25 protein-coding genes are annotated in these 23179 nt (G+C 70.7%); 16 read left to right on the plus strand and 9 right to left on the minus strand.

What is annotated here, in order from left to right:
* Positions 1–35: 35 nt before the first annotated feature.
* Both A6A25_RS10990 and A6A25_RS10995 read right to left on the minus strand, forming a co-directional pair.
* On the minus strand, positions 36–773 hold the full coding sequence (locus A6A25_RS10990) for a class I SAM-dependent methyltransferase (protein WP_073888171.1): 738 nt from the start codon (positions 771–773) through the stop codon (positions 36–38).
* A 96-nt stretch (positions 774–869) separates the two neighbouring features.
* The gene (locus A6A25_RS10995; RefSeq protein WP_073888173.1) at positions 870–2213 is read right to left on the minus strand and encodes an MFS transporter; all 1344 of its coding nucleotides are present in this window, start codon (positions 2211–2213) and stop codon (positions 870–872) included.
* A gap of 57 nt (positions 2214–2270) precedes the next feature.
* Here A6A25_RS10995 and A6A25_RS11000 point away from each other — a divergent pair, with 57 nt between their 5' ends.
* Positions 2271–2627, plus strand: a complete 357-nt coding sequence (locus A6A25_RS11000) for an ArsR/SmtB family transcription factor (RefSeq protein WP_073888175.1) — start codon at positions 2271–2273, stop codon at positions 2625–2627.
* Here A6A25_RS11000 and A6A25_RS11005 read toward each other — a convergent pair.
* Entirely contained in the window at positions 2618–3124 is a 507-nt protein-coding gene (locus tag A6A25_RS11005; RefSeq protein WP_073888177.1) for a (2Fe-2S)-binding protein, read from the minus strand. The two genes, A6A25_RS11000 and A6A25_RS11005, sit on opposite strands and share 10 nt — an antisense overlap.
* Positions 3125–3527: 403 nt before the next feature.
* Between A6A25_RS11005 and sigK the strand changes: the two genes are divergently transcribed.
* The 4 genes from sigK to A6A25_RS11025 all read left to right on the plus strand — a co-directional run bounded on the left by sigK (position 3528) and on the right by A6A25_RS11025 (position 7287).
* Positions 3528–4130, plus strand: coding sequence for an ECF RNA polymerase sigma factor SigK (gene sigK, locus A6A25_RS11010; RefSeq protein WP_083668235.1), 603 nt, complete (start codon positions 3528–3530; stop codon positions 4128–4130).
* Positions 4127–4885 (plus strand): anti-sigma factor, encoded by a 759-nt coding sequence (locus A6A25_RS11015; RefSeq protein WP_073888179.1) that lies wholly within the window; start codon positions 4127–4129, stop codon positions 4883–4885. The genes sigK and A6A25_RS11015 overlap by 4 nt, the downstream gene beginning before the upstream one ends.
* 43 nt (positions 4886–4928) lie before the next feature.
* Positions 4929–6506 (plus strand): molybdopterin-dependent oxidoreductase, encoded by a 1578-nt coding sequence (locus tag A6A25_RS11020; protein WP_073888181.1) that lies wholly within the window; start codon positions 4929–4931, stop codon positions 6504–6506.
* Between the two features lie 130 nt (positions 6507–6636).
* Positions 6637–7287, plus strand: a complete 651-nt coding sequence (locus tag A6A25_RS11025; RefSeq protein ID WP_073888183.1) for a fasciclin domain-containing protein — start codon at positions 6637–6639, stop codon at positions 7285–7287.
* An 87-nt stretch (positions 7288–7374) separates the two neighbouring features.
* On the opposite strand, the gene A6A25_RS11030 is transcribed toward A6A25_RS11025, so the two are convergent.
* Positions 7375–8328, minus strand: coding sequence for an NADP-dependent oxidoreductase (locus tag A6A25_RS11030; RefSeq protein WP_198932660.1), 954 nt, complete (start codon positions 8326–8328; stop codon positions 7375–7377).
* Positions 8329–8486: 158 nt separating this feature from the next.
* Between A6A25_RS11030 and A6A25_RS11035 the strand changes: the two genes are divergently transcribed.
* From A6A25_RS11035 to A6A25_RS11045, 3 genes are read left to right on the plus strand one after another with little or no spacing between them, the layout of a single operon-like run.
* Positions 8487–8864, plus strand: a complete 378-nt coding sequence (locus tag A6A25_RS11035) for a winged helix-turn-helix transcriptional regulator (protein ID WP_073888189.1) — start codon at positions 8487–8489, stop codon at positions 8862–8864.
* 32 nt (positions 8865–8896) lie between these two features.
* On the plus strand, positions 8897–9475 hold the full coding sequence (locus A6A25_RS11040; protein WP_241828589.1) for a hypothetical protein: 579 nt from the start codon (positions 8897–8899) through the stop codon (positions 9473–9475).
* Entirely contained in the window at positions 9472–9726 is a 255-nt protein-coding gene (locus A6A25_RS11045; protein ID WP_241828590.1) for a hypothetical protein, read from the plus strand. The genes A6A25_RS11040 and A6A25_RS11045 overlap by 4 nt, the downstream gene beginning before the upstream one ends.
* 58 nt (positions 9727–9784) lie before the next feature.
* Here the strand turns inward: A6A25_RS11045 and A6A25_RS11050 are convergent, their stop codons facing one another.
* Positions 9785–10153, minus strand: coding sequence for a hypothetical protein (locus A6A25_RS11050; RefSeq protein ID WP_143193074.1), 369 nt, complete (start codon positions 10151–10153; stop codon positions 9785–9787).
* Between the two features lie 280 nt (positions 10154–10433).
* On the opposite strand from A6A25_RS11050, the gene A6A25_RS11055 reads away from it, so the two are divergent.
* From A6A25_RS11055 to A6A25_RS11090, 8 genes are all read left to right on the plus strand, one after another.
* Positions 10434–10844, plus strand: coding sequence for a hypothetical protein (locus A6A25_RS11055; protein WP_073888192.1), 411 nt, complete (start codon positions 10434–10436; stop codon positions 10842–10844).
* Positions 10845–10906: 62 nt separating this feature from the next.
* Positions 10907–11416, plus strand: a complete 510-nt coding sequence (locus tag A6A25_RS46270; RefSeq protein ID WP_274534304.1) for a TetR/AcrR family transcriptional regulator — start codon at positions 10907–10909, stop codon at positions 11414–11416.
* A gap of 74 nt (positions 11417–11490) precedes the next feature.
* Complete coding sequence (locus tag A6A25_RS11065) at positions 11491–12540, plus strand: LacI family DNA-binding transcriptional regulator (protein WP_083668245.1); 1050 nt, start codon at positions 11491–11493, stop codon at positions 12538–12540.
* 130 nt (positions 12541–12670) lie between these two features.
* On the plus strand, positions 12671–14848 hold the full coding sequence (locus A6A25_RS11070) for a carbohydrate-binding protein (RefSeq protein WP_073888230.1): 2178 nt from the start codon (positions 12671–12673) through the stop codon (positions 14846–14848).
* Between the two features lie 34 nt (positions 14849–14882).
* Positions 14883–16997 (plus strand): glycoside hydrolase family 36 protein, encoded by a 2115-nt coding sequence (locus A6A25_RS11075; protein WP_073888193.1) that lies wholly within the window; start codon positions 14883–14885, stop codon positions 16995–16997.
* Positions 16998–17010: 13 nt separating this feature from the next.
* Positions 17011–18318, plus strand: a complete 1308-nt coding sequence (locus A6A25_RS11080; RefSeq protein WP_073888194.1) for an ABC transporter substrate-binding protein — start codon at positions 17011–17013, stop codon at positions 18316–18318.
* Positions 18319–18367: 49 nt separating this feature from the next.
* The gene (locus A6A25_RS11085; protein ID WP_198932649.1) at positions 18368–19318 is read left to right on the plus strand and encodes a carbohydrate ABC transporter permease; all 951 of its coding nucleotides are present in this window, start codon (positions 18368–18370) and stop codon (positions 19316–19318) included.
* The gene (locus A6A25_RS11090) at positions 19315–20160 is read left to right on the plus strand and encodes a carbohydrate ABC transporter permease (RefSeq protein ID WP_073888195.1); all 846 of its coding nucleotides are present in this window, start codon (positions 19315–19317) and stop codon (positions 20158–20160) included. Before A6A25_RS11085 ends, A6A25_RS11090 begins: the two co-directional genes overlap by 4 nt.
* 370 nt (positions 20161–20530) lie before the next feature.
* Here the strand turns inward: A6A25_RS11090 and A6A25_RS11095 are convergent, their stop codons facing one another.
* The 4 genes from A6A25_RS11095 to A6A25_RS11110 form a co-directional block, all read right to left on the minus strand.
* Positions 20531–20857: a DUF1048 domain-containing protein gene (locus tag A6A25_RS11095; RefSeq protein ID WP_073888196.1), complete on the minus strand. Its 327-nt coding sequence runs from the start codon at positions 20855–20857 to the stop codon at positions 20531–20533.
* 1 nt (position 20858) lies between these two features.
* On the minus strand, positions 20859–21215 hold the full coding sequence (locus A6A25_RS11100) for a DUF1048 domain-containing protein (RefSeq protein ID WP_073888197.1): 357 nt from the start codon (positions 21213–21215) through the stop codon (positions 20859–20861).
* Entirely contained in the window at positions 21212–21538 is a 327-nt protein-coding gene (locus A6A25_RS11105; protein WP_073888232.1) for a PadR family transcriptional regulator, read from the minus strand. Before A6A25_RS11105 ends, A6A25_RS11100 begins: the two co-directional genes overlap by 4 nt.
* Before the next feature lie 68 nt (positions 21539–21606).
* Positions 21607–22995, minus strand: a complete 1389-nt coding sequence (locus tag A6A25_RS11110) for a DUF6924 domain-containing protein (RefSeq protein WP_073888198.1) — start codon at positions 22993–22995, stop codon at positions 21607–21609.
* Positions 22996–23179 lie beyond the last annotated feature (184 nt).

A 23179-nucleotide genomic window follows, 5' to 3' on the forward strand; every position in this document is an offset into this window, starting at 1 on the left:
CCGTCCGGTCCGCCGGGTGCGCACCCGGCGGACCGTCAGGCGCGGGTACCCCGCACGATCAGCCGCCGGGCGCGGTTGTCGTAGGGGGAGCAGTCGAAGTCGCCGAAGCACTCGACTTCGCCGAACCCCGCCGCCTCGAACAACCCGCGCAGCTCGGCGGCGCTGTAGAGCGTGGAGAACAGCGACGTGCGCCGCACCTCGTCACCGCGCACCCAGGTCCAGTCGCTGCGCACGCGCGTCCAGTCGTCCAGCACGGTGTCGCGCATGAACACCGTGCCACCGGCGACGTCCACCGCCTGCGGACGGCCGACCCACCCGGCGAACACCTCCTTGCCCATCACGTCGACCAGCAGCCGACCGCCGGGTGCCAGGCCGGCGTGGGCGTTGCGCAGCACGGCCAGGTTCTCGCCGGGGTCGGTGAAGTAGCCGAACGACGTGTACATGTTGATCACCAGGTCGTAGGCGCCGGGCTCGACGTGCTCGCGCATGTCCGCACGCACCAACCGCGCCTGGACTCCCGCCGCCTCGCACGCCTCACGGGCTCGTGCCAGCATCGCCTCGCTCAGGTCCACCCCCGTGACCACCGCCCCGCGCCGGGCCAACGGCACCAGGTGCGTCGCCGGGCCGCACGCCAGGTCCAGCACCCGATCGCCCGGCGCGACCTTGAACAGCGGCGAGGTGGCCACCACCCGCTCCGCCTCCGCCGCACGGCGCGGCGGGAACATCACCTCGGCGAAACCCACCCACAGGTCGTCGTCCTCGTACCAGCCCATGCCGCTCCATCCGGGTCGTGATCGCGCGGAATGGCACCGCTCCGTCCCACTGGTCGTCGGTGAGTGCCCTTCGGTTCCCGCGGTGGCCCGAAGCCGTTACCGGACGACGGCCGGCCAGCGGGCGTGGAGGTCGTCGATCCGGTAGGGGTGCGCATGTCGGTGCCACGCGCCGACGGGCACCGCGCCGTGGAGGTGGTCGTGGTCGGAGTCGAGGCCGTGGTGCTCGTGCTCGACCACTTCCGGGTCGTGGGCCGGCCACAGGCGGATCGCGGCCGCGGCGGCGACGGTGGCGACGAGGCCGAGAACCAGCAGGGTCGCGGTCATCGACGTGGTGGTGGCCAGCCACCCGGCCAGGGGGTAGCAGACCAGCCAGCAGGCGTGGGAGAGGGCGAAGTCGGCGGCGAAGACGGCGGAGAGGTCGGGTCGGTGCGCCGACCGGCGCAGGAGCCGTCCGCCGGGGGTCAGCACGAACGATCCGGCGGCACCGAGTGCGGCCCACAGCGCCAGGAGGGCGTACCACCGCAGGTCGCCGAGGAAGGCGGTGGCCGGGACGGCGACGACCAGCAGTGCGGCGAGCGTCACCGTCGCGCGCAGCACGACCGGGCGGTCGGGCCGGCGGTCCAGGACGCGGGGCAGCGCCAGCGCCGCGACCAGCGAACCCGAGCCGTAGGCGGCCAGGGCGATCGCGACGGCGGTCTCGCCGCGCCCGAGCAGGTCGCGGACGTAGACGACGGTGTTGACCAGGACCACGGACCCGGCGGCGGCGACGGCCAGGTGTGCGGCGAGCAGGCCGCGCAGGCGCGGGGTGCCCAGGTAGACGCGGAGGCCACGCGCGGTGGCGGTGATCGAGCGGCCCGCCGCCGGGCGGTGCGACCGGGGCAGTGCCGCCGTCGACACCAGCAGCGCCGAGGCGGCGAACCCGGTCGCGGTGCCGACGAACAGCGAATCGTGGCTGACCACCAGGAGGACGGCGGCGGCGAGCAGCGGGCTGAGCAGGCTTTCCAGGTCGTAGGCCAGGCGGGAGAGGCTCAGGGCGCGGGTGTAGTCGCGTTCCTCGGTGAGGACGTCGGGGATGGTGGCCTGGAAGGTCGGGGTGAACGCCGCCGAGGCCGCTTGGAGCAGGAAGATCAGCAGGTACACCTGCCACACCTCGTCCACCCACGGCAGGGCGGCCGCGACCGCCACGCGCACGAGGTCCAGGCCCACCAGCAAGGGCTTGCGCGGGAAGCGGGCGGCCAGGACCGCCGCGAGGGGGCCGATGCCGACGTAGGCCACCATCTTGATCGCGAAGGCCGTCCCGAGCACCGCGCCCGCGTCCGGTCCGGCCAGGTCGTAGGCCAGCAGGCCCAGGGCGACGGTGGCCAGTCCGGTGCCGGCCAGGGCGACGACCTGGGCGGTGAACAGGCGTCGGTACGTGCGATTCGACAACACCCCGAGCATGGCGCGCACCTCCGGACGGCTGGCCTTCCGCGGAACCGGGTGACACCATACGTGCTCATGTACGCACGCGACGACGTTGCAACAACGCATGACTGGCAACAGCTACCTACTGGCGCGCACGTCGAGGCGGCCGTCGACGGGTTCCGGATGCTGGCCGACGCGACCCGGCTGCGGATGATGTGGCTGCTGTGCGGTGCGGAGTACGACGTCACCACGCTGGCCGCCGCGGTGGGGATCGCCCGGCCCGCGGTGTCCCAGCACCTGGCCAAGCTCAAGCTGGCCGGCCTGGTCTCCGTGCGCCGCGAGGGCCGCCGCGCCGTCTACCGGGTGCGAGGCGGCCACGTGCGACGGCTACTGGCCGAAGCGGTCGAGACCGCCGACCACCACCTCACCGGTCGCCCGGATCACGACTGACGTTGCCGGGTGACCGCGGCGCCGACCAGCGGGCAGGTGCGGCACGTGTGGCCGGTGGGTGTGCGGTAGAAGAGGCAGCAGCTGCGGCGGATGCCGTCGGGGAACAGGGTGCCGCGCAGCTCCGCTGTGGTCAGCAGGCGGTCGCCGAGGTTGCGCAGGTCGGGCAGTGGTCGCAGGGCGCTGCGCAGGGCCGCGGCGGCGTTGCCCCACAGCAGACCCTCCGCGACCTTGGCGACGGTGCGCAACCTCGCGTGGAACGGCTTCAACTGTTCCTCGACCACGGCGCGCAGCAGCAGTGGCGCGGGATCGTCGGTGGTGGTCCAGCCGCCGGGCTCGGGTAGGGCCAGCCGCACGGAGGCGTGCTCGTCGAGGCGGTACCGCAGTCGGTCCAGGTCGGGTACGACTCCGTGGAGGGCCAGCGCGCCGAGGGCCGCCGACCACAGCCCCGCCGCGACGAGGAACTGCAAGGTCGAGGCCGCGGCGCGAGCTTCCGCCATCCCGAACTTCGCGCCGACCTGACCTCGACGTCCGCCGGTCCCGGGCCGGCGATGGCCAGCCCGGCGCGGGTCAGGACCGGACCGAGCACAGGGCTGGGGATCCGGCAGGTCGTGGTGTCGGGCAAGGCTCCCGCGGCGCTGTCGACGGCCGCCTGGTCGACCTCCCGTTCGTGCGGATACGGCCTCACAGATTGCCTCCGGAAGTGGGTGGTGGCGTGGACCGGCGGGTGTACAGGTGGTCGTTCAAGACCTGGGATCGGTTCCCGGACCGAGACGACCGGGTGACACCGGCCACGCGAACCAATCCGATCCGCCTCCGGCGACGAACAAGGGATGGCGGTGTGCTCAGTCGAGGAGGGGTTCATGTTCGGGTCGGTCAACCGGCTGGTCGGCAAGGGGCGCGATGGCAGGGCGTGAGCGCAAGCTCCAGGCCGTGTCCGCCGACACCCGAGAGGGGGACGACGCCACGGCCGACGAGCTGCTGGCCCTCGTCGCGCGCGGTGACGACAAGGCGTTCGCGCGGCTGTACGACGTGGTGGCGGGCCGGGTGTTCAGCCTGGTTCGTCGCGTGGTGCGTGATCACGCGCAGTCGGAGGAGGTCACGCAGGAAGTGCTGGTGGAGGTGTGGCGGACCGCCGGCCGTTATGACCCGGGACGGGGCAGCGCGCTGGCGTGGGTGATGACGATGGCGCACCGCCGGGCCGTGGACCGGGTCCGTTCCGCTCAGGCCGCGACCCGCCGGGAGGACCTCGCCGCCCGCCTCGACGTGGAGACGCCGTTCGACGCGGTCAGCGAGCAGGTCGCGGCACGCGTCGAGCGGCGGCAGGTGCGGCGGTGCCTGTCGATGCTGACCGAGTTGCAGCGGGAGTCGATCCTGCTCGGCTACTTCCAGGGCTACACCTATCCGGAGACGGCTTCGGTGCTCGGCATCCCGCTGGGCACGGTCAAGACCAGGATGCGCGACGGTTTGATCAGACTCCGAGACTGCCTGGGGGTGACCCGATGACCGACGACACCGCGCGCATCGAAGCGCACACGCTGATCGGCGCTTACGTGCTCGACGCCCTCTCCGACGCCGAGCGGCGCCTCTTCGAGGAGCACCTCGCGGGCTGCGCGGGCTGTGCCCAGGAGACCGCCGAACTGCGCGAGACCACCGTCCGGTTGGCCGGCGAGGCCACCGCCGAGCCGCCCGCCCACCTGCGCGACCGGGTGCTGGCCGCCGTCGTCCACACCCGACAGCTGCCACCGCGGACCGCGACCGTCCGAACGGGAACCCGATCGGGGCGGTCGCGCAGGACGGCGGCACTGGCGGCCGCGGCGGGCATCGCGGTCGCCGTGACGCTGGGCATCCAGGCCGTCGACACGAACAACCGGCTCGAACGCGACCTGCGTGCCCTGGAGCAGGTCAACACCCGCAACAGCCAGGTCGCCGAGCTGCTGGCCGCACCGGACGCCAAGCTCGTGCGGGCTGACGTGGCCGGCGGTGGCACGGGCACCGTCGTGGCGTCGTCGGCCAAGGGACAGGTGGTGTTCCTCGCCCACGGGCTGGCGCCGTTGCCGGAGGACCGCACGTACCAGCTGTGGCTGATCGGCGCCGATGGGCCGCGTCCGGCCGGTCTGCTCACGTCCTCCGACGAACAACCGCGTCCCTTGCTGGCGAGCGGTTTCACCGGCCGGGAAGCGGTCGGGCTGACCGTGGAGCCGCGAGGCGGGTCCCCGCGACCCACGACCCCCACCGTGGTGGTCCTCCCGCTGGTCTGAGGAGCACGCCAATCCGCGAGGTCGGCGGCTGCGAAGACCGGGTATGAACGCACCGGAGCCCAGCCAGTCGTCCGATCCCGAGGTGCCGCGGTGGGCAGCGGTCGCGGTGGGCTTGATCGCGGTGGCGGCGGGGTTGGCCACAGGTCACCTCGTGGCCGCGCTGATCGACCCGTTCGCGTCACCGTTCCTGGCCGTGGGCAACACCGCGATCGACCTGACACCGCACCCGGTGAAGGACTTCGCGATCCGCACGTTCGGCGAGCACGACAAGGTCGTCCTGCTGGCGGGCATGGCCTTCGTGATCGCCGCCGCGGCGGTCCTGGCCGGACTGCTGTCCCGCCGCGGTCCACTGCCGGGCACGCTGTCGGCCGTGGCACTGGGCGTGATCGGGATCGCGGCGGTGCTCGCCCGCCCCACGCTGGACCGGATCGCGGTGCTGGCACCGTTGAGCAGCCTGGTCGTGGGTGTGCTGGTCTTCCGGTGGCTGCACAAGGGCGCTCGGCCCGAAGGCACGGTGGACGGTGCCGGGCGACCGGTGCGCTCGCTGGACTGGTCGGTGCCCGGTCTCGGGCGGCGCCGCTTCCTGATCGCCTCCACCGTCGTCGCCACGACCGCCGCGGCGGGGCAGCTCATCGGCGGCCGGGTCGACGTGGAGGCCTCGCGCCGTTTCATCCGGCTCTCGCCCGACGTGGCCGCGCCGCCGATCCCGGCGGGCGCGGACTTCACCGGCGACGGCACACCGACCTTCATCACGTCCAACGCCGACTTCTACCGGGTGGACACCGCGTTGTCCGTGCCCCGACTGCGTGCCCAGGACTGGCGGATGCGCGTGCACGGCCTGGTCGACCGCGAACTCGTGCTCACCTACGACGACCTGCTCGACCGCCCGCTGGTGGAGAGGAGCACCAGCCTCTGCTGCGTGTCCAACGAAGTCGGCGGGCCCTACATCTCCACCACGAACTTCATCGGCGTGTCCCTCCGCGACATCCTCACCGAAGCGGGCGTGCGACCAGGCTCCGACCAGCTCGCCACGCGCAGCGCGGACGGCTGGACCTGTGGCACGCCCGTCGAGGACATCATGAAACCCGACAGCGGCGCCTTGCTGGCCATCGGCATGAACGGCGAACCGCTGCCCGCCGAACACGGCTTCCCCGTGCGGATGGTCGTCCCCGGCTTGTACGGGTTCGTGTCGGCGACCAAGTGGCTGGTCGACGCCGAACTCACCACGTTCGCCGATTTCGACGCCTACTGGGTCAAGCGGAACTGGGCACGACGCGCCCCGATCAAGACCATGTCCCGCATCGACCGGCCCAAACCCTTCGAGCAGGTGCCCGCCGGGACGTTCGTCGCCGCCGGCGTCGCCTGGGCCCAGCACAAAGGCATCGACCGGGTCGAGGTCCGCATTGACGGCGGCCCCTGGCAGACCACGGAGCTCAGCACCGAGGTGAACGTCGACACCTGGCGCATGTGGCGTGCCGAACTCGACCTCCCCGCCGGCTCGCACACCCTCGAAGTCCGGGCCACCGACCGAACCGGCCACACCCAGACCGGCGAACGCGCCGAACCGATCCCGGACGGTGCCACCGGCCGGCACACGATCGTGTTCACCGCCCGGCCCTGACCGGCCCGCGGCGGTGGAAACGGCCCGACTTTCCCCCGGCTTCGACCAATCCGAAGCCGCAGCGGCACCGAATCACTCATGACAAGCCGGGAACACAGTTCCGGCCACCGTCCTCAAAGGAGCGACTCCCATGCGCAGCACCCGGCTCGCGTCCGCGATCGGCGTCCTCACCGCCGCCCTGCTCTCCGTCGCCGCGTGCGGCAGCGGCGACCAGGCCGCCTCGGACACCACCACCTCGGCCGCCGCCACGACGACCACCACGACCAGCAGCGCGGCGATGAGCGACGGCGTCACCAAGACCGGCGACGTGTTCGGCGCCGCCTGTGCCGGCCTGCCCAAGGACACCGAGGGCTCGCTCGACGGCATGGTGGACGACCCGGTCGCCACCGCCGCGAGCAACAACCCGCTGCTCACCAAACTGGTGACCGCGGTCAAGGCCGCCGGCCTGGTCGACACCCTGAACAAGACCGACGCCGGATACACCGTCTTCGCGCCCTACGACCCCGCCTTCGACGCCCTCGGCGCGGAAACGCTCAACGCCGTGCTCGCCGACAAGACCAAGCTGACCGGCATCCTGACCTACCACGTCGTGCCGCAGCGCTTGGACAAGGACGGCATCCTGTCCTCCGCCACCCTGCCCACCGTCCAGGGCGGCACGCTCAAGGTCGAAGGCTCCGGCGACAACGTGACCGTCAACGGCGCCAAGGTCCTGTGCGGCAACATCCCCACCGCCAACGCCACCGTCTTCGTCATCGACGAGGTCATGATGCCCACCTCCTGACCTCATCGCCGACAGCCTCGCGGGATCGCGGCCGACCTCCAGCCGGCCGCGATCCCGACGGGATGATCCCCGTGCGTCGTGATCAGGTCAGGGCGCGACGTGGAGGACCAACTTGCCGCGGGTGCGTCCTTCCTGGCCGCGGCGGTGGGCCTCGGCGGCCTTCTCCAGGTCGAACACGTCTTCGACCTCGACGGTGACCGCGCCGCTGTCGATGAGCTGCGCGATGCGGGTGAGCGAGTGGCCGTCGGGCTCCACGAGGTAGGAGCCGGCCCGCACGCCGCGTTCCTGTGCCCGCGCCACCAGTTCGGGCGAGGCGCCGGAAGGCACCTCGATGAGCAGGCCACCGGGCCGCAGGACGTCGAGCGAGCGGGTGCTGGTGTGGTCGTGGCCGTCGCCGACGAGGTCGATGACCACGTCCACGTCGTGGACCACGTCCTCGAACCGGGCCTTGGTGTAGTCGACCAGTTCGTCGGCACCGAGCGCGGAGAGCCAGTCGTGCTTCTCCGCGCGGGCCGTGCCGATGACGTGGGCGCCGAGGTGCTTGGCGAACTGCACGGCGAGGTGGCCGACCCCGCCCGCCGCGGCGTGCACGAGCACCCGGTGGCCGGCGGTCACGTGCGCGACGTCGGCCACCATCTGCCACGCGGTCAGCCCGGCCAGCGGCACGGCGGCGGCCTCGTGGTGGCTCAGAGCCCGGGGCTTGCGGGTGAACTGGCGCGCGGGGGCGGTGACGTACTCGGCGTAGGCGCCGGCCTGGCGGGGGAACCACGGCATCCCGTACACCTCGTCGCCCACCTCTAGGGTGTGCACCCCGAAGCCGACCTCTTCCACGACACCGGAGACGTCCCACCCCAGCACGAACGGCGGCTCGCCGAGCGAACCCGCCACCCCGCTGCCCGCTCGGGTCTTCCAGTCGACCGGGTTGATCCCCGCGGCGCGGACCCGCACCAGGACCTCGGTGGGCAGCGGCACGGGCCGCTCGACGGTGACCGGGCGCAGGACTTCCGGGCCGCCGAATCGGTCCTGGCTGATCGCCCTCATGGTCGGTGTGGACATCGTGCTCCTCCTCGATCGTGTCCGGCCCCGGTTCCGGCGGCCCGCGTCGACGCCGCCGAAGCTACCCACGAGGTACTGGTAACCCGCAAGGGGAGCTACTATCCATTGGGAAGCGACACAGGTCAGAGGGGGATCGGCCCACGATGGCGACGAGCTGCACCACGGACCGGCACGACCACCACGACGTCTACGCGGCGATGTGCCCGTGCCGCGACGTGCTCGACCTGCTGGCCAACAAGTGGTCCGCGCTCGCGATCGGCGCGCTCGAAGACGGCCCGCAACGCTTCGGCGCGCTCCAACGGCGCCTGGAGGGCGTGAGCCCGAAGGTGCTGACCACCACCCTGCGCCGCCTTGAGGACGCCGGCTTCATCACCCGGACCGTCTACCCGGCCGTCCCCCTGCACGTCGAGTACGCACTGACCGACCTCGGTTACAGCGTGGCCAAACCACTGGCGCAGCTGCGCGACTGGGTCGAGGACAACCTCGACCGCATCCACCCGAAGGCGACGACCGGGGCCTGACACCGGCGACGCGCCGCGACACCTTCGTCGGGTTGGACCGGCGGACGTTCGGGCCCGCGCTGGTAGTCTTGGCGGTCGTCCTGCTGTTGATCTACGGATTGCCCGCGCTGAACGCGGCGATGCCGTGGCACAACGAGGTCCGGGCGGGTGACGTGCTGGACCTGGGTGACGGGGCGACGGCGGTGCCGCCGGTGGGCCGGCAACTGGAGGACGGCACCCTGGTCGGCGGTGCCGGGACGTCGCCGACCAGCGCGTTCGTCCTGCTGGTCGCGGGCGGCGCGCAGATCGAACTGCGCGGCACCTCGTACCGGGGGAGCGCGTGGGGATTCCTGGACCAGGTGCGCCGGGCCGAGGGCGACGACGCGCCCGCGCTCAGCGGGCCGCGCGCCACGGTGACCACCGATTCCGGACTGGTGGGGGTGGCGGAGACCAGCTCGGGGCCCGGCGGTGACGGGCTGGACGTGGCGTTCAAGATGGCGGTCGGCACGGAGGCGGTCGACTCGGCACCCGCACTGCTCGTCCGGGTGCGCACCGCGCCGGGACAGTTCGAGCACGTCCACGACGAAGTCGCGACGCTGCTGCGCAGCATCACACCGGCGGTGCGGCGATGACCGACGCGATCCTGCCCGGGAACACGACGGCCGAGCCGTCGACGGGCAAGGCGGCGCAGCTGGCCGCGATCCGGGAGTCGGGCTGGGGCCGGCCGTTCCGGCTGTTCCAGCCGCACAACCTCGCCTTCTGGGTGTACGTGCTGGGTGTCGGTGCCGGCACCCTGACCATGCTGCGCTACTTCGGTCCGAAGGCTGCTTTCTACAACACCCGACCACCCGCGTCGTCTCAGTCACCTCGGGCATCGGCATGACCACCGCCTTCGGTCTCGCCCCCACCGTCCTCGACCACTTGGACGACCGCCGGTCCGGCTAATCGAGGCAACGCAACCACACCACGCGCGGCCCGTCGACGCCTTCCCCACCGGCTTGCACGTCCACGATGCCCAGTCGCACGCGGGTCTTCACGGCGGTGTCGGTTCCGACGCAGGTGGGACCGCCTCCGGCATGCCAGGCGTTGTCGCCGTCGGCCCACCACGCGCCCGCGATCTCGTAGCCGTTGCCCTCCCGCGTGTCGTTGCTGTCGTGCAACGAGATCGCGGTCCCCGTCGTGTTGGGCATCGCCCAACCCTCGACCACATCGGGCGTCGCGCTGTGCCGCGTGGTGAACGACCAAACCCCGAACGCGACCGCGGCGACAACACCTGCTGCCACGGGCACCACGAGCCGCCTCACGTCCATGGTCACTTCATACCAGCCGCTTCGGTGTGAGCGGGGCACTGCGTTTCTACGATCTGGTGGTGACCTCGACGCCGTCAGCCCATGCCATCACCCAGTACGCGACCACGACCGGCAATCTGCGCGTCGTCGTCGGTGCCGATGTCCAGCAGTGCGACGCGGCTGATCTAGTTGTTCGCACATGGCGGGCGAGAAGTCGGTCAACGTCAAGGCGAGCCCACATGCGACGTGGTCGACGTGGTTTCACCAGTCCTGCGAATTGGTGCCGTAGGCGTGCAGCGCGATGCGCGCGGTGATGCGCGAGTTCACCAGGGTGCTGTGCGCGGGCGGTCGGGTGGTGATCGCCGTCAACGGGACCGACCACCTCGCCGAACTCGACGCCATCGGGACGGCGATCGGCCGTCCCGACGTGGCGCTGGCCGGCAACCAGAACGACTTCACGGCCGAGACCGCGTCCGCGCGCGTGGCCCGCTACTTCTCCGATGTCGTGGTCGAACGCTACCCGTGCGATCTCGACATCCCCGCCGCCGAGCCGGTCCTCGCCCACCTGGACAGCATCGCCCACGAACCACTCACCCCCGAGCAGCGATCGGCCGCCCGGGACTTCCTCCAGGCGAAGATCGACGCCGACGGCCGTTACCAGGTCGGCAAGCACACCGTGCTGATCACCGCGGTGCGGCCGACCGCCGCGTAAAGATCGCGTCAGGACCGGCGGCTCAGGCTGGACCGGGCTGAACGGAGTTCAATGCTCTGTACATGCGTTCAGCAACCTCCGACCTGACCGCCCGCGCGCGCATCCGTGACGCGGCACTGGCCCGATTCGGTGCCGACGGTGTCGCGGGTGCCTCCATGCGGGCCATCGCCGCCGACGCCGGGGTGTCGCCCGCGCTGGTGGTGCACCACTTCGGCTCGAAGGAAGGGCTGCGGCAGGCGTGTGACGAGTACGTGCTGGCCGCCATGGGTGCCGGTGACGACCTCGACCTCGCCGGCACCACCGGCGCGGCGCTGGCCGCCGGCGTGCCCCAGGTCGTGTGCCCGTTCGTCGCCGATCAACCGCACTGGGCCCAGCGTGCGCATGCGATCGGCGTCGCCCCACCACCACTACGACAACAACGGCTCACCGCCGACACCCTTGCCGACGCCCTCACCACAGCTGTGCACGACCCGGCGTTCCGCCGTCGAGCCGCCGAGATCGGCGCCCTCGTCCGCGCCGAGGACGGTGTCACGCGCGCGGTCGCCGCCCTGGCCGACCGCACTCCGGCCTGAACCGCCCGGACGTCGCGAATCCCGGTGGAGTCCCGCGTTTTGCCTTGAACGCGTTGACGGCCGAAGATGGCCCGGTGGCGCGATCTTCTCCCGGCGGAGCAGCACGGCGGCGCTCGGCGGGCGCGCCGAGCATTCGCGATGTCGCGGCCGCGGCCGGGGTGTCGTACCAGACCGTGTCACGGGTGCTCAACGACTCGCCCCGGGTCCGCCCGGACACCCGCCGGCAGGTGTTGGAAGCCATCGACCGGCTCGGGTACCGGCCGAACCGGGCGGCCCGCGCACTCGGGCTCGGGCGTGCGCACGGGGTCACGGTCGTGACCGCGGACACGACGTTGTACGGGTACGCGTCCACCCTGCGCGGCATCGAGGAAGCCGCCCGCCCCCTGGGGTTGTCGGTGGGCATCCGGGTGGTCGAGTCGGAACGGCCCGACGACGTGCGGCACGCCGTCGAGTACGTCACCGATCCCAGCGCGGGCGGGGTGGTCGTGATCGCGTTCGACGCGGCCGGTGCGGCGGTGCTGCGTGCGCTGCCGGTGGACGTGCCCGCCGTCGCCGCCACGGAGGCGGGCGGCCTGCCGGACGTCACCCGCGAAATGATCTTCCTCGACGAACGCCAGGCCGCCACCGACGCCACCCGTCACCTGCTGTCGCTGGGGCACCGCACCGTGCACCACGTGGCGATCCCCTCGGAGACGGGCGCCAGCGCGCGTCAGGCGGGTTGGCGCGACGCCCTCGAACAGGCGGGCGCGCCGGTGCCCGCCGTCGTGCCGGGAGGCTGGGAACCGCGCTCCGCCTACCAGGCGGGACGTGTCCTGGCGGCGGATCCGCTGGTCACGGCCGTGCTGTGCGGCAACGACACGACGGCAATCGCGGTGCGCCGGGCGCTGTACGACGCGGGGCGCGACGTCCCGGGTGAGGTGAGCGTCGTGGGCTTCGACGACGTGCCGGGCGCGGAGTTCTGGACGCCCGCGCTCACCACCGTGCGGATGGACTTCGCCGCCCTCGGACGCGCGTGCCTGGCGGCTCTGCTGTCTGCTGACGACGCCCGCCCGGCGCAGCTCGACCCGCCGTGCCTGGTGGTGCGCGAGTCGACAGCGCCGCCACCCGCCCGCGCGGACGTGTGACGGTAACAACAAGGTAACGGCCCCTTCTCCTTGGCACGTGTTAGCGCTCACACTTCCCTCGGGCCGGTGATGTGACCGGTCACATGACAGTGATCCGGGCTCGAACCTCGACGTGGAGGTCATGGCGGAGATGAATCCGAAGACAGCGGGTCGCAGCAGGGTCCTGGGCGTGGTCCTGGCGGTGACCGCGGCGATGGTCACGGCGGTGCCGACACGGGCCGCCGCCGCACCGCCCCAACTCCTGGTCGACCTGGCCGCGAACACCGGCGCGTTGCGGTACGGCGCGACCGGGTTCCTGTACGGGCTCGGCGACGAGGGCATCCCCAACCAGACGATGCTCGCCGCGCTGCGCCCGCAGGTCACCGCGCAGAAGGCGCCCGACGGCCTGCAACACCCCAACGGGGACGCGCTGAAGATCGCGCCGATGTTCAAGCGCGCCGGTGGCCGCGAGATCCAGGTCTACATGCAGGACATCTACCGGAACTGGCCGTACGAGAACCTCGGGCTCGCCGACTACCTGTCCAAAGTGGACGTGATGGTGCGCAAGGTGGTCGCGGACCCGCACCGCTCGTCCTACGTGTACGTGCCGTTCAACGAACCCGACGCGATCTGGTACTCCACCGAGCTGCGCGGCCGGTTCCTGGCCGACTGGAAGACCGTGTTCCAGCGCATCCGGTCCATCGACCCCGGCGCCCGGATCGCGGGGCCCAACTTCGCGTCCTACCGGTCGGCCGACCTGCGCGCGTTCCTCACCTTCGCCCGGGACAACGGTGTGCTGCCGGACGTGACTGCGTGGCACGAGCTGGGCGACGACTTCTTCACGTCCTGGCAACAGCACTTCGACGACTACCGCGCCATCGAGCGCGGCCTGGGCATCAGCCCCCGGCAGATCTCGATCAACGAGTACGGGCGGTTCTCGGGCGACCTCGGGGTGCCCGGCAACCTGGTGCAGTTCGTCGCGAAGTTCGAGGCGAGCAAGGTGGACGGCTGCCTGGCGTACTGGAGCACCGCGGGCGGGCTCAACGACCTCGTCACCCGCAACAACCAGGCGACCGGCGCGTGGTGGCTCTACAAGTGGTACGGCGAGCTGACCGGTCATACCGTCGCGGTCACGCCACCGTCGCCGAGCGGTTCGCTGCAGGGCGTCGCGGCGCTGGACGCGGCCAAGCAGCAGGCCCGCGTGGTGTTCGGCGGCAACAACCCGGCGTCGGGCACCTACGGCACGAACGTCGTCGTGCGGGGCCTGGGATCGGCACCCTACCTGGGTTCCACCGTGCACGCGACGGTGTGGGGCGTGGACAGCTCGGGCCTCAACCCTTCGACCGGGCCGTACGTGGTGGCCGAGGGCGACTTCACGAGCAGCGGCGGGCAGGTCACCATCCCGTTGACCGGTCTGAAGGGCACCTCCGCCTACCACGTGATCATCACGCCGAACAGGGACCGCACCGCCGCCGGTCCCTCGTCGCGGTACCAGGCGGAGTACGCGCGAATCGACGGTTCCGCCCGCATCACCCACGGCGGCAACACCGGCTACTCGGGCACCTACTTCGTCGAGGGTTACGGCGCCAGCACGACCGCGAGCACCAAGTTCGTGGTGACCGTGCCCACCGACGGCTACTACAACCTGGGCCTGCGCTACTCGGCCGGCCCGTACAGCGGTGCCCCGGCGGACCGCTCGGTGCGGCTGCGGCTCAACGGCGCCGACCTCACCGACCGGGCGTTGCCGGGCACCCCCGACTGGAACACCTGGAACACCGCCACCACCAAGGTGTTCCTGCCGGCCGGGATCAGCCAGGTCGAGGTGAACGCCTACGCGGGCGACGACCGCGACGCGGTCAACCTCGACTACCTCGACGTCACGCCCACCACCGGCACGGTGACGACCTACGAGGCCGAGGCCGCGGGCAACGCGCTGGGCGGCACGGCGGTGCGGGTGGACGACGCGGCGGCCTCCGGTGGCCGGTACGTCGGCTGGATCGGCGCCGGCGCGGCGAACACCCTGGGCTTCACCGGTGTCACGGTGCCGTCCGCCGGGCGCTACCGGATGGTGGTCGCCTACGCCAACGCCGAAGTCCAAGGCGACCACAGCTACAACAACAACATCGTGGACCGGGGCGCGGACATCAGGGTCAACGGCGGCCCGTCGAAGCGGGTGTACTTCCGCAACACGTTCGGCTGGTCGAACTACCACACGACGGTGGTCGACGTGGACCTCGCGGCCGGGGCGAACACGATCACGTTCGGCAACGCGTCGAGCGGTTACGTCCCGAACATCGACCTGATCCGGATCGCCGCACCCCTCGGCTAGCGGTTCCGTCCCCACGCGCACGACAGGAGCAGCGTTGACTTCGTCGGAAACCGGCACGGGCCTGGTCTGGGGCCACTCGGCACTGGAACTGGTGCTGGACGTGCCAGCGGACGGTCCGGTGGCCGTGCGCACCTTGTCCGGCCGGGGCACCCGCCACCCGGGCCGCGCCGCGCAGCCGTTGGTGGAGTTGCTGGTGGCCGGTGCGGGACGGGCCCGCGCGTCCCACCGGTTCTCGGACACCTCGCTCGGCCGGCGGCTCGTCCACACCGGCGACGCGCGCAGCCGGTTCGGGCCGTGGCACGAGCTGCGGGTCGACCAGCGCGACGAACGCATCGGGCTGACCGCGGAGACCACGTTCCGGTCGGCCGACGGCGTCGGCGCCTGCCAGGTCATCACGCGGGTGACCAATGGGGGCACCGAGCCGGTGCTGCTGCTCGGCGTGACGTCCTTCGCCGCCGGCTTCGGCGGCCACCTCGTGGACGACCTCGACCTGGTGGCCGCCGACAGTGAGTGGCTCGGCGAAGGCCGGTGGACCCGGCGCCCGTTGCGGGACCGCGTGCCCGACCTCGACCTGCGTTCGCACGGCCAGCACGGTCGCGGCCGGGTGGCGGTCGTCAGCACGGGCGCCTGGTCCACCGGCACGCACCTGCCGACCGGTGGGCTCGTCGACCGCGTCGGCGGGCAGACCTGGCTGTGGCAGGTGGAGCACAACGGGCCGTGGCGCTGGGAGGTGGGCGAACGGCTCGACGGTGCGTACGTGGCCCTGCTCGGCCCGACCGACGTCGACCACCAGTGGCGGCGGCCGCTGGCACCGGGGGAGAGCTTCACCACCGTGCCAGTCTCGGTGGCGGTGTCCCACGACGGCCTGGACGGCGCCACGGCGGAGCTGACCCGGCACCGGCGCGCACTGGTGCGACCGCACGGCGACCACACCGCGCTCCCTGTGGTGTTCAACGACTACATGAACACCCTGATGGGCGACCCGACCACCGCCAGGCTGCTGCCGCTGGTCGACGCCGCCGCGGCTGTCGGCGCCGAGGTGTTCTGCATCGACGCCGGTTGGTACGACGACGACGCGAGCTGGTGGGACAGCGTGGGGGAGTGGCAGCCGTCGCAGACCCGCTTCCCGCGCGGCATCGAAGAGGTACTCATCCGCATCCGTGACCACGGCATGGTGCCCGGCCTGTGGTTGGAGCCGGAGGTCGTCGGGGTCCGCAGCCCGATGGCCGACAAGCTGCCGGAGGAGGCGTTCCTGCGGCGCGGCGGGGTGCGGGTGGTCGAGCACGACCGCTACCACCTGGACCTGCGCCATCCGGCGGCGGTCGCGCACCTGGACGAGGTGGTCGACCGGCTGGTCGAGCAGCTCGGCGTCGGCTACTTCAAGCTGGACTACAACATCGACCCCGGCGTGGGTACCGACGTCGATGCCGACAGCGCGGGCGACGGCCTGCTCGGCCACAACCGTGCCCACCAGGCGTGGCTGGACCGGCTGCTGGACCGCCACCCGGACCTGGTGCTGGAGAACTGCGCGTCCGGGGCCATGCGGATGGACTACGCGCTGCTGTCCCGGATGCAGCTGCAGTCCACCAGCGACCAGCAGGACCCGTTGCGCTACCCGCCGATCGCGGTGGCGGCCCCGCTGTCGGTGCTGCCGGAGCAGTCGGCGAGCTGGGCCTACCCGCAGCCCGGCATGTCGGCCGAGGAGGGCGCGTTCACGCTGGTCACCGGGATGCTCGGGCGGCTCTACCTGTCCGGGCACCTGGACCGCATGGACGCCGGACAACTCGATGCCGTGCGCGACGCCGTCCAGGTCCACCAGGACATCCGCGCGGACCTCGCCAGGGCCGTGCCGGTGTGGCCGCTCGGCCTGCCCGGCTGGGACGACCCGTGGCTCAGCCTGGGCCTGCGGACGGGTGACGTCACCTACCTCGCGGTCTGGCGCCGGACCGGCACGACGACGCCCGTCACGCTCCCCCTCTCCCACCTGCGCGGCCGGCAGGTCGAGGTCGAGGTGCTGTACCCCCGGCGACTGCCCGCTTGGACCCGCGCGTGGTCGGCCGACACCGGGGCGCTGACCGTGACCCCGACCGACCGCGAACCGGCCGCCGCACGGCTGTTCCGCATCACCGCCACCGATCTACTCCCCTAGAGGACCGACCACCATGAAGCAATTCGGCATCGGCGTCGTCGTAGCGGCGCTCGCACTGGCGCTGACGGCGTGCAGCGACCCCGGCGCGGACACGTCCGCCGACACCCCCGTCACCTGGGCCGACCCCACCGCGAAGCTCGACGGCGTCGAGCTGACCATCTGGGCCGCGCAGAACAGCAACACCGTGCCCGAGTCGGTCGTCGCGGGCTTCGAGCGGGCGACCGGCGCGTCGGTCGACGTCGTGACCATCCCCGACCCGTACGAGCAGGGCGTGCAGACCAAGGTCGCCACCGGCGACAAGCCGGACCTCGCGTTCTGGCAGCCGACCGCGTCCATGCTCACCGCCATCAACGCCAAGGCCAACCTCCAGTCCCTCGACGGCGCTCCCTGGCTGTCCCGGCTCACACCCGCGCTGCGCGACATCACCGGCATCCTCGACCACACCCGCTATGCCGCGCTGGTGACCAGCCCGGCCGTCGAGGGCGTCTACTACAACAAGGAAGTCTTCGCCGCCAACGGCATCACCTCGACGCCGAAGAACTTCGAGGAGATGGTGGCCCTGGCACGCACCCTCAAGGCCAAGGGCGTCACCCCGTTCCACGAGATGGCAGGCGATCGCTGGGCCACCCAGTGGTGGGTGCAGGTCCAGCTCGCCGACGCGGCGAAGGACGGTCTCTGGGAGAAGATCAACACCGGCGGTGAGACGTTCTCCGGCAAGCCGGTGCTGGACGCGATCACGAAGTACAAGTCCCTGATCGACGAGGGCCTGTTCAACGCCGACATCAAGACCGCGAAGTTCACCGACCAAGGCACCGCCCTGCTCGACGGCGACGCCGCGATGGTCGTGCAGGTCAACTCTTTCTTCGGCCAGCTCCAGGCGAAGGCCGACACCGCGACGCTGGACCGGAAGATCGGCTTCTTCCCGATCTCGCCGTCCGGCAACGTCGGGACGTTCATTCCCGACCAGTCCAACGCGCTGGTCGCGTTCAAGACCGGTGACGCGAAGCGGGAAGGCGCGGCTCGCCAGCTCCTGTCCTACTGGATGGGCCCCGGTTACCCGGACTTCGTCAAGGACCGCGGCACGGTCTCGCTCCAGACCGCGGTGCCGAACCCGCCGGGCGTTCCCCAGGCCCTGCTCGACGTGCACGCGGCGCTGCCGACGGCCGTCGGCTCCATGCAGGTGCTCGCGGTGGCCAACCCCGACCTCTACCTCAACCTCGCCGACATGATCACCGGCACCATGACCCCCGAGCAGGTGGCCGAAGCCACCCAGAACCAGTTCGAACAACTCGCCAAGGCCGCCGGGGTCCCCGGCTTCTGACCGGACGTGCGCCCGGCGCACGTCACCCCTTTCAAGGAGCCCCACCGCGATGTCCACGGTCCAGCAGACACCGGTGCCGGTCCACTCCGGCACGCAGACACGCGCGCCGGTGCCCCGGCGCCCTCCCGGCACCGCGCACCGGCGCACGCACCCGATGTGGTTCATCGCACCGGCGCTCGCGATCCTCGCCGTGTTCTTCTTCCTGCCGACCCTGTTCAACTTCGTCTACGCGTTCACCGACTGGTCCAGCTTCAAGAGCGACATCAACGCGGTCGGCATCGAGAACTTCACCGACCTGGCCGCCGACGGCACCCTGTTCAGCGCCCTGCGGATCACCGTCGGGTACGCGGTCCTGGTCGCGGTGTTCCAGAACGCGTTCGGCTTCGCGCTGGCCGTCCTGCTCGAACGCGACACCCGGCTCAACCGGGTCGTCCGGGTCTTCTTCCTCATCCCGGTGCTGATGTCCGCCCTCGCCGTGGGCTACGTCTTCCAAGCCCTGCTCAAACCGGACGGCGGCCTCAACCAGCTGGTCGAGGCCGTCACCCGACACCCGTTCCAGTACGCCTGGCTGGGTGACACGACGTGGACGATCGTCGTGGTCGCGGTGATCCACGCGTGGAAGTGGATGGGCCTGTCGATGCTGATCTACCTGGCCGGGCTCAAGACGATCCCCGAAGACCTGCTGGAGGCCGCCCACATCGACGGCGCGTCGCGCCGGCGCGCGTTCTGGGCCATCAAGTCACCGCTGCTCGCGCCCGCCGTGACGTTCAACGTCGCCACCGCGCTGCTGGGCTCGATGAACGGCTTCGACATCGTGCAGGCCACCACCGGCGGCGGACCGGCCCGCACCACCGAGATTTTGAACATCTTCATCTACCGGACCTTCGGCCAGGGCCTGTTCGCGCAGGCCACCACCATGAGCCTGGTGCTGTTCCTGCTCGTCGCGCTCATGGCGTTCCCGGTCATCCGCTTCCTGCGCAAGCGCGAGGAGATCCTGTGACGACAGCACCACGCCTCAGCGACGCGCGCGTGTGGACCCGACTCCAGCCGCTCGTGGCGGTACTGCTCGGCGGGACCGTCATCGGCATACCTTTGTGGCTCGTCGTCGTGACGGCGGGCAAATCACAGGGCGAAGCACTGTCCCCGGACCTCGCGCCGCCCTCGCGGTGGCACCTGTGGGAGAACTTCGCGACCGTGTGGACCGACGGCGAGATCCCGGCCGCTTTCCTCGGCAGCCTGCTCGTCGTCGTGCCCACCGTCGTGGGCGTTCTCACCGTCGGGTCGCTCGCCTCCTGGGTGCTGGCCCGGCGCGCCACCCGCCTCACCGCCGTGCTCTACGCCTTGGCCATCAGCGGGATCGTGCTGCCGCCCGCCGTGGTCACCGTGGTCCTCCTGCTGCGCCACCTCGGCCTCGCGGGCACCGCCGTGGGCATGATCGGCGTCTACACGGGCATCTACCTGTCCACGGTGATCTTCTTCGTCACCGGATTCGTCCGCACGATCCCGGTGTCCCTGGAGGAGGCCGCCCAGCTCGACGGCGCCGGCCCGGTCACCGTGTTCCGCCGGGTCGTGCTGCCGATGCTGCGCCCCGTGCTGGCCACCGCCACCATCCTCATCTGCCTTTACGTGTGGAACGACGTCTTCTACGCGTTCTTCGTCGTCGGCGGGAGGCTCGACACCCTGCCGCTCAACCTGTTCCGCGTCGCGAGCGCAGGGCTTTACCTGAACAACTGGCACCTCGTCTTCGCCTACGTGATCCTGATGAGCCTCCCGCTGATCGCCGTGTTCGTCGTGGCCCAACGAAAGATCATCTCCGGTATCACCAGCGGTGCCGTGAAGTAAGCCGACCGCACTCCGGTAGCTTCGGCTTCGAGCTGCACCGACGCGCCGACGGCACCCGTGACGCCGCCACCGGCTACGACCGCGTCCGACAGACGTCGGCCGACGCACCCATGCCACCGGTCGACAACCGCGCCAAGCTTCGGTTACATCATGGCGACCGGCGACCCGCGCACCTTCCCGACCCTCGTCTGGACGATGTCGGCGTGCCGGATGGTGTCGAAGCCGGTGACGATCAGGACGTGGCCGGTGAGGAGGGGTGGAAGTGACCACTGCGTGGGAAGTGCGGATCGAACGGCCTGTTTCGCGGTGGAGCGGGCACGGGCAGCTCAAGTGGCGCACCGGGGCTGAAGGGTGGCCGAAGGTGCTCGGGTTACTTCTTGGTCCGTGCTGTTTTTCCGGTGATGGACTCCTGGTAGGCGTCGGCGTAGGTGCGGGAGTCGCCGATGAGGTCGTCGCAGAAGGCGGCCACGTCGGGGCCGATGAGTTCCAGGACGCCCTTGCCGGCTGCGACGCCCTCCTCGAAGAAGTCGACGATTCCGGAGAGCAGGGTGCCATCGGTCAGATCGACCGGTCCGACTTTGAAGATGTACTTCTGCATCTCCTGGTAGACGATTCGGTAGTCCGGCGGGAGGGCTTTGACGCGGGCGGTGTGGGCGCGCCACTGCTTCTTGCCCTCGATGATGTCCTGGATGCCCACGTCAGCCTCCTAGCTGGGCCAGTTTCCTGGCGACGTTCCGGTTCAGCTGCTCGCGCCACCGGTCGCGGTGGTTGCGGGCGCCTTCTTCGCCGGCCAGTGCGGCGCAGAAGCCTCTGATGTCGTCGCCGAGCACTTCGTGGATTTCTTGACCGTCGGCGGCGGTCTGCTCGAGCAGTCCCAGGGCGCTGTCGAGGATCGGGGTCAGGTTCCGGCCGGTGAAGTCCGAATAGGGGAAGAAGTGGCCTTTGATCTCTTCCCAGGCTGCCCGGTGGTCGGCGGGCAGGGCCTCGGCCCGTGCTTCGAACGCCTTCCACTCCCTGGTGAGATCGCTGCCGGTGATGGTCTCCCAGAAGTTCATCCCCCGCCCTCCTTCAGCTTGGCGATCCGTGATGTGATGTACTCCCATTTAGCCCAGAACGTCGCGAGTTCTTCGCGTCCGGCTTCGTTGAGCGCGTAGAACTTCCGCGGCGGACCCACTTCGGATGGTCGTTTCGTCACCTGGACGAGGCGGTTCTTCTCCAGCCGCAACAGGATCGTGTACACCGTGCCCTCGACGACGTCGGTGAAGCCGAGTTCGTTGAGCCGGCGCGTGATGGCGTACCCGTAGGTCTCCTCGGCGCCGATGATCTCCAGCACGCACCCTTCGAGCGTGCCCTTCAACATCTCCGTCAGGTTGTCGATCACGCGCCTCCGGTACTTGGTGCCACTGGGTACTGCTATACCGTAGCACTAGGTAGCGACCGGCGGGGTCAGTCAGTGGCTGGGGGCGCGCTGCCGGGGGTGCTTTCGGCGAGCATGGGGCGGACGACGCCGTCGTCACCCGTGGAGTCGGCGAAGTACTCCCAGTCCATGGTGGCCAGTGACAGGTTGGTTTCGATCTCCGGGATGGCCGACGGTGCCGCGCGGAAGGTTCGGCCGCGGTAGTCCTCGTCGAGGTCGACGACCTGGACGTGGTGCTCGGCCGATTCCATGGTCGCGGTGTCGGCGACCAGCAGGATCGCCCACTCCGCGTCGGCGGGGACCAGTGTGACGAGTTGTGCGGCGGTCAATCCCGCGTACGCGGCGTCGTCCACGGGTTCCACGTCCGCGGTGAAGATGTCGCCTTCGGAGAAGTGCCGTGGCGAGGCGACTTGAGCGCAGGTGGAGGCCCAGGCGTCGTCGTCGGAGAAGTCGGTGCGCACCAATGGCACCGTCTCGTCGGTGGACGGCAGCCGGGGCGTGCCGGCCGGAACCGCGGACCGGCGGGCGGACTTGCGGGTCGTCTTCACGCGCGGCCGGTTCGAGGACTTCGCGAACTCGGGGTGGTCGTGCTTGTACCCGTTGCGCCACATGACTTCACCGTCGGCGTCCAGCATTTCCAGGTCACCGGTGTCGCGGACCACGAGCTGCTCGGGGTGGAACGGGAACCGAGGTGTGGTGAGGCTGTCCCACGCCTTGCGCAGGCCGCGCACGTCCACGCCGTCGATCTCGTCCTTGCACCACCGCAGGAAAAGTCCGTCCTCTTCCAGCACCAGCCGGGTACCGAAGGAATCCGGGTAGATGTGCGGGACCCGGTAGTACCAGGTGGTGATCTGACCCTGTGGCCCGTACAGGAAGGTGCCGCCGTGCTGGTGGTCGTGCACCAGCACGTACTGGCCGTTGGGGGAGGTGAGGCTCTGGTCGGCGAGGCTCTGCCCGACCAGCACGCGGTCTCCGCGTGCCACGGGGAACGGCGGCGGCGTGACCTCCGCGGTGGCGGTGTCGGTGTGCCACACGACTTCGCCGGCGCCGTCCAGCAGGACTACGTCCCCGTCGTCGCGGACCTCCAGCAGTTCGGCGCCGCTGCCCGCCGTGTCGGTGGACCACAACGGTGTGCCGTCCTCGTCGTGCGCCACGAGGTTGCCGTCCGGCTGCAGCCTGACCTCGCTGACCCCGGTGCCCGAGCGCTTCTGCCGCCAGTCCGCGGGGTGGAAGGCGCTGGACCACCACAGCGGTTCGCGGTCGTGGTTGCGCACCAGGATGAGGTCGTCGAAGCCGAAGTGCTTGAGCGTGAACGCGTCGTTGAGCGAGGTCAGCGATTGCCGTCGCAGGCTCTCCCCAACCCCCAACCTGTGTCCGCCGGCCATCGGAACCTCGTCCTCCCTGAACATCTTCTTCATCCGAGACGAGGCTCGGCACTCACTGATCGTAAACGGGCACTCAGCTTGCCGTTTAAGGTCCCGGTCGGTGACGTGCACCCCGGTTGATCATGGAAGCAGCCCTTGGTTGATCATCACTCTTGCGACAGAAGGATGTTCAACCAAAGGGCTGCGTGATCAGTGTGCACCATCTCGACCGCAAGCG

The sequence above is a fragment of the Saccharothrix sp. CB00851 genome (assembly GCF_001905065.1).
GTDB lineage: Bacteria > Actinomycetota > Actinomycetes > Mycobacteriales > Pseudonocardiaceae > Actinosynnema.

Excerpts from the sequence above, each read along its gene's own strand:
- A6A25_RS10990 (WP_073888171.1), bottom strand. The coding sequence starts at position 773 with ATGGGCTGGTACGAGGACGACGACCTGTGGGTGGGTTTCGCCGAGGTG.
- A6A25_RS10995 (WP_073888173.1), bottom strand. The coding sequence starts at position 2,213 with ATGCTCGGGGTGTTGTCGAATCGCACGTACCGACGCCTGTTCACCGCC.
- A6A25_RS11000 (WP_073888175.1), top strand. The coding sequence starts at position 2,271 with ATGTACGCACGCGACGACGTTGCAACAACGCATGACTGGCAACAGCTA.
- A6A25_RS11005 (WP_073888177.1), bottom strand. The coding sequence starts at position 3,124 with ATGGCGGAAGCTCGCGCCGCGGCCTCGACCTTGCAGTTCCTCGTCGCG.
- sigK (WP_083668235.1), top strand. The coding sequence starts at position 3,528 with ATGGCAGGGCGTGAGCGCAAGCTCCAGGCCGTGTCCGCCGACACCCGA.
- A6A25_RS11015 (WP_073888179.1), top strand. The coding sequence starts at position 4,127 with ATGACCGACGACACCGCGCGCATCGAAGCGCACACGCTGATCGGCGCT.
- A6A25_RS11020 (WP_073888181.1), top strand. The coding sequence starts at position 4,929 with ATGAACGCACCGGAGCCCAGCCAGTCGTCCGATCCCGAGGTGCCGCGG.
- A6A25_RS11025 (WP_073888183.1), top strand. The coding sequence starts at position 6,637 with ATGCGCAGCACCCGGCTCGCGTCCGCGATCGGCGTCCTCACCGCCGCC.
- A6A25_RS11030 (WP_198932660.1), bottom strand. The coding sequence starts at position 8,328 with ATGAGGGCGATCAGCCAGGACCGATTCGGCGGCCCGGAAGTCCTGCGC.
- A6A25_RS11035 (WP_073888189.1), top strand. The coding sequence starts at position 8,487 with ATGGCGACGAGCTGCACCACGGACCGGCACGACCACCACGACGTCTAC.
- A6A25_RS11045 (WP_241828590.1), top strand. The coding sequence starts at position 9,472 with ATGACCGACGCGATCCTGCCCGGGAACACGACGGCCGAGCCGTCGACG.
- A6A25_RS11050 (WP_143193074.1), bottom strand. The coding sequence starts at position 10,153 with ATGGACGTGAGGCGGCTCGTGGTGCCCGTGGCAGCAGGTGTTGTCGCC.
- A6A25_RS11055 (WP_073888192.1), top strand. The coding sequence starts at position 10,434 with ATGCGCGCGGTGATGCGCGAGTTCACCAGGGTGCTGTGCGCGGGCGGT.
- A6A25_RS46270 (WP_274534304.1), top strand. The coding sequence starts at position 10,907 with ATGCGTTCAGCAACCTCCGACCTGACCGCCCGCGCGCGCATCCGTGAC.
- A6A25_RS11070 (WP_073888230.1), top strand. The coding sequence starts at position 12,671 with ATGAATCCGAAGACAGCGGGTCGCAGCAGGGTCCTGGGCGTGGTCCTG.
- A6A25_RS11080 (WP_073888194.1), top strand. The coding sequence starts at position 17,011 with ATGAAGCAATTCGGCATCGGCGTCGTCGTAGCGGCGCTCGCACTGGCG.
- A6A25_RS11085 (WP_198932649.1), top strand. The coding sequence starts at position 18,368 with ATGTCCACGGTCCAGCAGACACCGGTGCCGGTCCACTCCGGCACGCAG.
- A6A25_RS11100 (WP_073888197.1), bottom strand. The coding sequence starts at position 21,215 with ATGAACTTCTGGGAGACCATCACCGGCAGCGATCTCACCAGGGAGTGG.
- A6A25_RS11110 (WP_073888198.1), bottom strand. The coding sequence starts at position 22,995 with ATGAAGAAGATGTTCAGGGAGGACGAGGTTCCGATGGCCGGCGGACAC.